This window comes from Leuconostoc falkenbergense, from assembly GCF_014634805.1.
Lineage (GTDB): Bacteria > Bacillota > Bacilli > Lactobacillales > Lactobacillaceae > Leuconostoc > Leuconostoc falkenbergense.
The window spans coordinates 1-9,858 of the sequence record NZ_BMBS01000055.1; the positions used below are offsets into that span (position 1 = coordinate 1).

9 protein-coding genes and 2 pseudogenes are annotated in these 9,858 nt (G+C 37.6%); 8 read left to right on the plus strand and 3 right to left on the minus strand.

The genetic code is table 11. From position 1 onward, the window contains the following. Positions 1-23 precede the first annotated feature (23 nt). Complete coding sequence (locus IEU71_RS09265) at positions 24-275, minus strand: hypothetical protein (protein WP_188349647.1); 252 nt, start codon at positions 273-275, stop codon at positions 24-26. Between the two features lie 192 nt (positions 276-467). On the opposite strand from IEU71_RS09265, the gene IEU71_RS09270 reads away from it, so the two are divergent. The 5 genes and pseudogenes from IEU71_RS09270 to IEU71_RS09290 all read left to right on the plus strand — a co-directional run bounded on the left by IEU71_RS09270 (position 468) and on the right by IEU71_RS09290 (position 5,894). After that, positions 468-1,145 carry a response regulator transcription factor gene (locus tag IEU71_RS09270; RefSeq protein WP_004913656.1) on the plus strand — a complete coding sequence of 226 codons (678 nt, stop codon included), beginning with the start codon at positions 468-470 and terminating at the stop codon, positions 1,143-1,145. A gap of 97 nt (positions 1,146-1,242) precedes the next feature. Then, on the plus strand, positions 1,243-2,169 hold the full coding sequence (locus IEU71_RS09275; RefSeq protein ID WP_233127292.1) for a sensor histidine kinase: 927 nt from the start codon (positions 1,243-1,245) through the stop codon (positions 2,167-2,169). Between the two features lie 62 nt (positions 2,170-2,231). Next, the gene (locus IEU71_RS09280; protein ID WP_004913664.1) at positions 2,232-2,987 is read left to right on the plus strand and encodes an ABC transporter ATP-binding protein; all 756 of its coding nucleotides are present in this window, start codon (positions 2,232-2,234) and stop codon (positions 2,985-2,987) included. 1 nt (position 2,988) lies between these two features. Next, positions 2,989-4,953 (plus strand): FtsX-like permease family protein, encoded by a 1,965-nt coding sequence (locus IEU71_RS09285; RefSeq protein ID WP_004913668.1) that lies wholly within the window; start codon positions 2,989-2,991, stop codon positions 4,951-4,953. A gap of 129 nt (positions 4,954-5,082) precedes the next feature. Beyond that, positions 5,083-5,894 (plus strand): annotated as a pseudogene (locus tag IEU71_RS09290) (oxidoreductase). A gap of 38 nt (positions 5,895-5,932) precedes the next feature. Here the strand turns inward: IEU71_RS09290 and IEU71_RS09295 are convergent. Next, positions 5,933-6,538: a flavin reductase family protein gene (locus IEU71_RS09295; RefSeq protein ID WP_004913675.1), complete on the minus strand. Its 606-nt coding sequence runs from the start codon at positions 6,536-6,538 to the stop codon at positions 5,933-5,935. Positions 6,539-6,624: 86 nt separating this feature from the next. Between IEU71_RS09295 and IEU71_RS09300 the strand changes: the two genes are divergently transcribed. Further along, entirely contained in the window at positions 6,625-7,164 is a 540-nt protein-coding gene (locus tag IEU71_RS09300; protein ID WP_004913678.1) for an ArsR/SmtB family transcription factor, read from the plus strand. On the opposite strand, the gene IEU71_RS09305 is transcribed toward IEU71_RS09300, so the two are convergent. Beyond that, on the minus strand, positions 7,123-8,043 hold the full coding sequence (locus IEU71_RS09305) for an IS30 family transposase (RefSeq protein ID WP_004913681.1): 921 nt from the start codon (positions 8,041-8,043) through the stop codon (positions 7,123-7,125). The genes IEU71_RS09300 and IEU71_RS09305 overlap by 42 nt on opposite strands. A gap of 494 nt (positions 8,044-8,537) precedes the next feature. On the opposite strand from IEU71_RS09305, the gene IEU71_RS09310 reads away from it, so the two are divergent. Beyond that, positions 8,538-8,927, plus strand: coding sequence for a hypothetical protein (locus tag IEU71_RS09310; protein WP_080519708.1), 390 nt, complete (start codon positions 8,538-8,540; stop codon positions 8,925-8,927). 15 nt (positions 8,928-8,942) lie between these two features. After that, positions 8,943-9,858 (plus strand): annotated as a pseudogene (locus IEU71_RS09315) (hypothetical protein); the annotation flags it as partial.

A 9,858-nucleotide genomic window follows, 5' to 3' on the forward strand; every position in this document is an offset into this window, starting at 1 on the left:
ATCAAAAAATAAAAGTTGCCTAATCAGTTCAGCCCTAGATAAAAAATAGTCCGAATTATTGACTTATGAGCAAAAATATCGTCAGTTTCACGTAATCGATTATGCTTACCAACTAGGTTGGCAAACCAATATTCTGTACAAATGCTCATGTCTAGTTTGCGCTCATCATAAGGGGTTTGGGCAGGGTAGCGATTAGAAAAACCATTAAACCAACTTTCGTAGTCATCTATTTGCAATGGTTTAAGAATCAGTCGTTCTGTTACAATGGGTGTCATGCTTTGGATAATTTCTCCTGTGGTATGGGTTATTTGTGATAAATGATAACTAACAGATGACCGGAAAGGGCACAATTTGGTATATCATATATTACAATAGGTATAGTGAAAATCAATAACTATAATTTAACAATAATGTCGGCGCAATACAAGCCTGGCGTTTTGCAATAAGATGAAAAAAGTGGGAGTGCCATGGGTTTTAAAATATTTGTAGTCGAGGATAATCATGAAATTGTTAATTTGTTAAAAAAATCATTATCAAGTTGGGGATTTTTAATTGAAGCGTGCCATGATTTCAATCATGTCAAAACAGAAGTGGATCAATTTTTGCCGCATTTAATTTTAATGGATATTAATTTACCGTATCATAATGGCTTTTTTTGGACACAAGCAATCCGAAAGGACAGTGTGGTTCCAATTATATTTTTATCCAGTCGTGATGACAACACAGATCAAATTTTGGCGATGAACTTTGGCGGTGATGACTATGTCACCAAGCCATTTAATATTGAATTGTTGATTGTCAAAATTAATGCGTTTTTGCGTCGTGAATATACGTTTGTGTCTGATCGAAGCGTTCTAAAATTTCAAGATTTTAGTCTAGATATTATTGATGATCAACTCAAAACGGGAACACGCTCAGTAACTTTGACTAGAAATGAAACCAAGTTGTTACACTTGTTGTTTAGTCATCAATATCAAGTGGTTTCTCGCGAAGATATTATGTCAAATTTATGGGACAATGATATTTTTATTGATCGCAATACGTTGTCAGTGACTTTGGCACGCTTACGTCAAAAAACAGACTCAATTGGATTTGCAAAGTTTTTGGTCACGGTTAAAGGGAAAGGGCTATCGTTAAATGATTAAAAAATGTCTGCAATCAATCTGGTTATTTTTGCTGGATTACTGGTATTTTTACCTGCTTTTTGTCTCCATTTTTGGCGCTTTATTTTGGAGTGTTGTGATGCGCTCTTTAGATATTGATGCTGTAATCGATGCACTTTATGTGGGACTATATTTTTTAATTGGTATGACATTTATATTGTTTTGGCGTTGGTTTCAAACGCGAAAAATTTTGAAAAATGTTTTATCCGATGAGCGATTGTCAGTCGATAATTTAAGCTTGCCAGCGACTTCTTCCGCGGCTCACTTGTATCAAAATTTGCTCAAACAACAGGCAATTCGGCAAAAAAAAGCGTTAGCTACTCAGGTTAACGCCATGCAAGACATTCAAGATTACTATGCCATGTGGGCACATCAAATTAAAGTGCCATTGTCTGTGTTGGATTTGATGAATCAAACCGATACGATTGAAAAATATGAAACGAGTAACCAATTGCTCATTGTGAATCAATATTTGAACATGATGTTGCAATTTATTCGCCTCAAGAATTTACATCAAGACTTGACGTTCAAACCTATCCATTTGCAGGCAATTGTCCGTGATGTGATTAAATCCTACAAATTGTTTTTCATTCGTCAAAATCTATCAGTTTCAATTACGGGCGAAGATTTTACAGTTGTGAGTGATTCTAAATGGATTCAATTTGTATTAGAACAAATTATTTTCAATGCGATTAAGTATACATCACAAGGTTGCATTCAGGTTATATTTGAAAATCATCATCAAGTAGTGATTAAAGATACTGGTATTGGCATTGCAGCCAGTGATTTACCAAGATTATTTGACAAAGGTTATACGGGACTAAATGGTCGTCTTGAAAATAACAGTAGTGGTTTGGGGCTGTTCATGGTGAAGCAAATTTTAAGTGAGCTTGGACATGATATCAAAATTGCGTCGGTGGTGGGGAGCGGCACCACGGTAACAATTGATTTTAAGCAGACAAAAACACAACCTTACGAAACTGTAAGCTTTAGTGACGAGGTGTAAGGCAACTCACCTCTTTTTTCATTTAAAATGAATATAGACATAACAAAAGGGGAATTCATTTTATGACATTACTAAAAGTTGAGCATCTCAAAAAAGAGTATCGAGGTAAATTTAAAAACAATACGGTTACGGCATTGGCTGACGTCAATTTTGAAGTTGAAGCTGGTGAGTTTATTGCAATCATGGGCGAGTCTGGTTCCGGAAAATCGACGCTATTAAATTGTATTGCAACATTAGACAAGCCAACAACAGGGACAATCATGCTTAACGATGAGGATCTAACCAATTTATCTGATAAAACATTGGCAAGCTATCGACGTGATCACTTGGGCTTCGTTTTTCAAGATTTTAACTTACTAGATACAATGTCAGTCAGAGACAATATTTATTTACCACTCGTTTTGGCAAAAAGGACAAAAGATAAATCAGAAAAACTGCACCGATTAGCCGAGCAATTAGGCATTCAAGATTTGCTCAATAAGTATCCTTACGAATTGTCGGGGGGCCAAATGCAGCGAGTGGCTATTGGTCGTGCTTTGATTACTAATCCAGATATTTTACTCGGGGACGAGCCAACTGGGGCACTGGATTCAAAAAATGCGGCTGAAATTTTGTCACTATTTAGGAAGTACAATGAAAGTAATCAGACAATTCTGATGGTCACACATTCAGCTTTAGCAGCCAGTTGTGCCAAGCGCGTTTTATTTATCAAGGATGGCATGGTTTTTCACCAAATTTATCGTGGTAATCGTAATGATCAAGAAATGTTAATCACGATTAATGATGCCACAACAAATTTGTTTGGGGGAGCAATGTGACATGTTATATTGGAAATTAGCTTGGCAATCAATTGTCAAAAATAAGTTAGAATATTTACCTTTTATGTTGGCTGGTACTGCTGCGGTAGCTTTGAACTTGGTCATTCAATTATTGATTTATTCGAAAGGTGTTCAAACACTAAGAGCTAGCAGCTCAGTCATTGAGCTGCTCATGTTTGGACAAGTTGTTATTGGTCTATTGTCTGTCATTTTTTTGCTATATACATACAGCTTCTTGAATAAACGTAAACAATCGGAATTCGGCCTGTTCAGTATTTTGGGGATGCAAAAAAGAGATCTCATCAAAATTAGTTGGCGACAACAATTGATTAACTACATGATTGTCACAGTGATTGGGCTTGTGACTGGCGTGCTGTTTAGTAAACTATTATTATTGCTGTTTATTAAATTAGTTGGGGGCAATAACTTTCAACTCAACATTGCTTTGGGTGCAATCATTTTTGTGATGATATTTTTTGCATTAGGATTCATGCTACTGCTGTTGAGTGATATTTGGGTTGTATGGCGTTTGAAAACAATATCGCTCTTACAAGCGTCACAAAAGGGCGAGCGTGAACCTAAAAGTCATTGGTTATTATTTGGTTTAGGCATTTTACTGTTGGCATGGGGATACTACATTTCATTGACTGTGGACTCGCCATTAAAGGCAATGACAATGTTTTTCTTAGCTGTAATCATGGTTGTGATAGCGACATATTTGCTATTTATTGTGGCATCTACTATTGTGCTAAAAACAATGAAAGGGCACACCAATTACTATTATCAAACAGATCATTTCATTACTGTTTCTAATATGTTGTTTCGAATGAGACAAAATGCCACTGGCTTGGCAAGTATTTCCTTGCTAACTACCATGGCATTGGTTGTAATTGTCACGACCGTATCAATGCTTGTAGGACAGCAAGATTATGTCAATAAACAATTTCCACGTGATATTATTATGACTAACGTGGCTAATAAAAGCATATCGGAAAATAAGGTGAAACAAGCTGCTGCTGATAATGATGTGGCGCTCAGTAAAATGTATCACATGGAAATTAGTAATCCAATCACGGGCTATTTAACCAGCAGCGGTCATGCCATGCCGTTAAGTGGTACAGCAGTTACAAGAGCTGATAATTTGTCAGACTTTCTATTTATGACGATCCAACAATTTAATCAGTTGACAAATCAACATTGTGAGACATTAGCGGCAAACGAAGTCTATGCTTATGATAGGCAAGGTACATTTAAGAATAATACGATCAAATTCTTGAATCAAAGCTATCATGTCAAAAAACATTTATCTAAAATCGATGGCGTGCCAAGTATGCAAGCTAGCATGACTCACTCAATGATTATTGTGATACCGTCTAAGACTGTGACAGACAAAATTGGTTCAGCATTCAATGATTTGGGTGAGAATAAACAATCTATTTCGTATACTAACCAACTTTTATTTGATATCAAAGGCTCAGACAAGCAAAAAGACAAGTTCTTAAAAACATTTAAGGGTGAGCAAAATATTACTGTTGACAGTAAATCAGAAACCATGTCTGTGTTAAAAAGTTTCTATGGGGGATTCTTCTTTATTGGTTTGATTTTTTCAATTAGTTTCATCATGGCGACAGGACTAATTATTTACTATAAGCAAATTTCTGAGGGACGTTCAGATAAGAAGCAGTTTGATATTTTGCAAAAAGTAGGTATGTCTCACAGCGAGGTGAAACGTACGGTCAAATCACAAGTTGTATGGGTATTTGGATTGCCGATTGTGGTTGCAATTGCGCACCTATGCTTTGCAATGCCAATGATGATCAAAATACTGCAACTATTCGGTGTTACGGTAGGACCAGTGGTTTATACAACAATGGGTCTTACGATTGCTGGGGTCGTGCTAATATATTTTGGTATCTATCTGAAGACATCAAAAACATACTTCAAACAAGTGGCACGAAAATATTAAATCGTAATGAAACACGCCATTTAAATTATTTTTCATTTTTAGTCATGATGAGGTTAACACTGAGTCGTGGCTTTTTATGTCTGTCAAAACATGCTAAAATCTAAGGCAAGTAAGTGGAGAATAAAAACGATGGTGGCACAAAAAGTGGTTTTGATTACAGTAGCTAGCAGTGGTATTGGTTATCAAACAGCTAAAAAATTAGCGGCTCAACAGTTCAAAGTCTATGGTGCGGCTCGACGTGTAGACAGGCTGGCACCATTAGTTCAGCTAGGTGTCTCACCAATTTACATGGATATCACTGATGATGAGACAATTACTAAGGCAGTGGCGCACATTATTGAGGCGTCTGGGCGAATTGATATTTTAATCAACAATGCTGGGTACGGATCCTATGGTGCCATTGAAAACGTGCATATTTCGGAGGCTAAAAAACAATTTGACACTAATTTATTTGGATTAGCCAAATTGACACAACTAGTCTTACCTTACATGAGAGCGCAACAGTCTGGTCGCATTATCCGATGGCTGGTAGAATGACAACTTATATGGGTGCTTGGTATCATGCCACAAAATATGCGCTAGAAGGATTTAGTGATGCGCTGAGAATGGAAGTAAAGCCTTTTGGCATTGATGTCGTGCTCATTGAACCCGGTGGTATTAAAACGAATTGGGGTATAATAGCGGCTGATAATCTTAAAAAAACGTCTCAAGGAACAGCTTACCAAGAACATGCTTTAGCGGCAGCAGAACGAATGAGACAACTTTATTCATCAGATAAGTTAACTAATCCAGAAGTGATAGCGGATACAATTGTGAAGTCTGTCATCAATAAACGCGCAAAAACAAGATATTTTGTTGGTTATGGTGCCAAGGCATTAGTTGCGTTACACACTATTTTGCCAACACGCGCGTTTGACAAGATCATTCAAAAGCTTGTTTGATAGTGTCATCAATATCTTTTACTGATTAGTTGGTTGGTTTAATGACTGACATCCAAGTATTCTTCAAATCGAAAATTTTGTCCTAAACTAGCGGAGGTTGTTGTGTATGATCGGAATTGATAAAGTAGGGGCTGCCATTTTGTGACGTCGATATGATTATTGTCATGTAGAATTGAAGTATCAACGAAAGTGCTTTTAATTTTGCAAATAATAATGGCAAAATCATCCTGAGGCGCAATATTTTCAATGATAACTTCAATTCGAATTGGGCATTCACGTATAGCAGCTGTTTTGACAGTTGTGCTGGGGATTTTGGTAAAACCACCAAGCTGGAATTTGTCAGAACAGTATTGATAACCCATCATTTTTTTATTACGATCAATATGTGATTTTCCAGTTGTTCTTGCGATACGCTCAATATTGGACCAAATTTTACTATCGGCAATGTTGATAGTTGCCTCTTGCGTTGTCAGCATGTTTTGATAGGCTTGCCCCTCTAAACTTACACCAAGTACAACATGATTATTTAGTGTCCAAGATGAACTGATAGGCGAAATATTGTCTGTGCCGTCAATACTTTGTGTTGCTAAAAGTGTGACTGGAAATCCATAGTAGAGGCTCTCTTTGTGAATTTGTTTGAACATTTTGCTGTCATCCTTTTCGATGTGATACAGTTATTTTATATGAAAGATTGTTCGATGCGCATCGATATGTTTTTGAAAGGAATTTTATGACAGAACAAGGTTTACCAAATATGATTGATGTAACTAAATTACTTGCTGATCAATCTAGTTTAACGATTCTAACATTTCTCATGGATGGCCGATTTCACACGGTTCATGAAATTGCCAAAGTTGCCACGATAAAGGATCAAACAGCTTCTTATCATTTAAAGAAATTTTATAATGAAGGCTGGTTGGACTATTATAAACGCGGTAAGTTCGTTTATTATCAGTTGAGTAATTTAGATATTGCACATCTAATTGAACAATTAATGGTGATTAGCCCTAAAAAATTGACACAATCATATCATCAAAGAATGGCGCTTAATAAACTTGCTTATTGCAGAAGTTGTTACACTCACATGGCAGGCAAGGTGGGGGTTGATTGCTATGACTACTTAATCAATTCCGGTTTTCTGGTAGGATATCAAAATGAATTGCAATTAACGAGTGAAGGGCAAGAATTGTTTAAATCATTAGGCATTGATATTGGTAGATTGCAAGAATTAACCGAACACTGCAAACTGCAGAAAAACCTTTCGTGGTGATTGCCAGTTGAGCGTTTTCATTGGTCTGGCATTAACCCAATGATTGATTTGTTCTAATTCTTTCTGACTGATGGTTTCAATTTTGCGTTCTTTTGGGATAAAACGCCGGACATATCGATTCAGCACTTCATTACTACCACGTTCTTCTGGTGAATATGGATGCGCAAAATACATCGGTATTCCTAGCTGTTCTTCTATTTCATCATATTTGGCAAATTCCCGACCGTGATCAACTGTGATTGATTTAGCATTTTTGATACCCTTGAAAAAACTAATAATTGCCGGTGTCACTGCCTGACTATTGCGGCCACTGACATGTCTCATGATATGTTGTCGACTCAATCGTTCTGTGATGGTCACTAAAACATCGCCACGTGTTTTACCAGATTGCATCGTATCAACTTCAAAATGACCAAATTCTTGTCTTAATTGGACAGTTTTTGGTCGTTTTTCAATTGAACGGCCATGAGCAAAAACACGTCTACGGCCATCAGATTGACGCTTACGTCGGATGCCTTTATCAGGTAAATCTGACACCTCAATTTTAAGCAAACCATGATGAATCCAGTTATAGATAGTCTTGAAAGCAATACCCAATACATGAGCAGCCGTTTCTGGCGACCACTTCAAGATACCAATGTGATGGTTCAAAAAAGCTGATATTTCGGGTGTTAAGGACGGATAGCGACCATGTTTGTGCCGATTACACTGGGCTAAATGATGAGCCTGTTGTGCATTGTATGGTTTAATTCGATTTAACTCGTAGGTAATAGTTGCAGGAGGACGCTTTAAGAAACGGGCGACTTCACGAGTTGAATGATTAAGTTTGATCATTGTTTCAATGACATAACGTTCGTGAGCTGATAAACTAGAAGACATAAGCTGCAGATCCTTTATGGTTGATTTTGGTCAATTACCATTAAAGTCTCTGCAGCTTTTTTATGCAAGGTGTTCGGTTTAATTTTACAATCTGCCATATATTAAAAAAATTCTGATAGTGGTTATCCATGACATAACATTATTTTGCGGTAAATGAATGAGAATCAAGTAACAATAAACTTTCGTTGTAATATTTTTTGCCATCAAACAGAGAATTCGGCTCTTGACCATAGCCTCTGAACCCCAATTTACAATACAAATGCCGTGGACTATTGTTATCCGTCAAACATGTCAATTTTACAATCTACCACACTCAAACTTTTTTGGATTGAGTGTCGTTGAATTATTTTTTGTAAATTAACTAAAGCTCATCCCGTTGGATGGGCTTTTTTGTTTGCCTCAGGAAAAATCATTTACCTTTATGACAATTTTTTGATTCTTGTTATTCTGTGCGTGTGTTGATAACACAACAAAGAAAAAGGAGGACTTTTTGAATGAAAAAGTCAAATGCACATAACAAGTTTCTATGGGAGCGTCGTCCGGTTTTACGCTTACAACAAACATTCGTGGGATTGGTTGCTTCATTACCAATGTGGCTACCGACTGTTGCCTCAGCGGACATTGGTGATGCTGCCAAAACAAGTGGTTCAAAGGTCATCACAATTCTTTATATTGTGTTGATCGTTGTGGGCGCTATTTGCTTATTGATTGGTTTCATCATGCGTGCTACTGGTAATGAACAGATGGCGCAAAAGAGTAACAGCAAGCTAATGCACGCCATGTTCGGTATTGGTGGTGGCGCCTTAACTGGACTATTGCTGACATGGATTTGGCAAACAGCTACAACCGCTGGTGGCGGAAACGTCATCAACTGGCCATTCTGAACGGGGGAATAAGATATGTTTGGGAAGAAAAAACAAACTAGTATCGGTGATCCATTTTTTGCCCGCGTTGAACAAACTGAAATTGATCTCAATGATGAGGTGATTAAAGACCTGGCAGAAAAAAGTGGGGTAAGTGAAAGCTGGCCGAATGTATCACTGTCAGGGCTACAACAATTCGCTGCTGGTTTGGTCAATGATGTGGTTCGCGCAGGTGATCATGATGTTCGTTTAGGCAATGTCGTCTACTTTATCACTAACGAAAAAGGTCGTGCTGAGCCAACCGGATTAAGTTGGGAAAGAGCGACATTAACAGCAGGGTTTGAAAACATTGTTGTTAGTACCGCTGATCATATTTTTAATGACACAGAAATTCGTCAAGATGAAGATATGACTTATGACATTATTGTTGAAGCCTTACAACCGCTGATGGATGCCGTGCTTGCGGATGGTAGTCTGTCATCAGATGATTTGCCAGATTTACCTTCTGAGGAACAGTTTAGACAAGCGCGTGAAACTGGTGAAGTCCTAACAGTTGAGCCTAATAAGTTCCAACGCACAACGATTGAAGTCAAGCCACCACTGGTTCAAGATGTTGACAATGAAACTAGTGACCAATCACAGGAAAAGGTCGTAAAGACTGTACCTGCTATTCCTAAGATAGTTGAACATCCAAAGCAGCCTACAAGTGGTGAAATAGTGAAGCCAACTGTTCAAGCTGTTGTTCCGACTCAAGACAACTCAGAGGGTGCCATGACTGAAAGTGATCCCACACAGAAGTTAATTGATCGTGTCAACCTGGCACCAAATGCTTTTGAGATAAGTGATGTCAAAGCTGATTTACCTGCGGAACACCCCGATTACGTGGTTAGTCGTTTGAACGCAGACAAAGCCAAAGCAAATGACTTTTTGAATGATACCAGCAACATTTACA

Excerpts from the sequence above, each read along its gene's own strand:
- IEU71_RS09265 (WP_188349647.1), bottom strand. The coding sequence starts at position 275 with ATGACACCCATTGTAACAGAACGACTGATTCTTAAACCATTGCAAATA.
- IEU71_RS09270 (WP_004913656.1), top strand. The coding sequence starts at position 468 with ATGGGTTTTAAAATATTTGTAGTCGAGGATAATCATGAAATTGTTAAT.
- IEU71_RS09275 (WP_233127292.1), top strand. The coding sequence starts at position 1,243 with ATGCGCTCTTTAGATATTGATGCTGTAATCGATGCACTTTATGTGGGA.
- IEU71_RS09280 (WP_004913664.1), top strand. The coding sequence starts at position 2,232 with ATGACATTACTAAAAGTTGAGCATCTCAAAAAAGAGTATCGAGGTAAA.
- IEU71_RS09285 (WP_004913668.1), top strand. The coding sequence starts at position 2,989 with ATGTTATATTGGAAATTAGCTTGGCAATCAATTGTCAAAAATAAGTTA.
- IEU71_RS09295 (WP_004913675.1), bottom strand. The coding sequence starts at position 6,538 with ATGTTCAAACAAATTCACAAAGAGAGCCTCTACTATGGATTTCCAGTC.
- IEU71_RS09300 (WP_004913678.1), top strand. The coding sequence starts at position 6,625 with ATGACAGAACAAGGTTTACCAAATATGATTGATGTAACTAAATTACTT.
- IEU71_RS09305 (WP_004913681.1), bottom strand. The coding sequence starts at position 8,043 with ATGTCTTCTAGTTTATCAGCTCACGAACGTTATGTCATTGAAACAATG.
- IEU71_RS09310 (WP_080519708.1), top strand. The coding sequence starts at position 8,538 with ATGAAAAAGTCAAATGCACATAACAAGTTTCTATGGGAGCGTCGTCCG.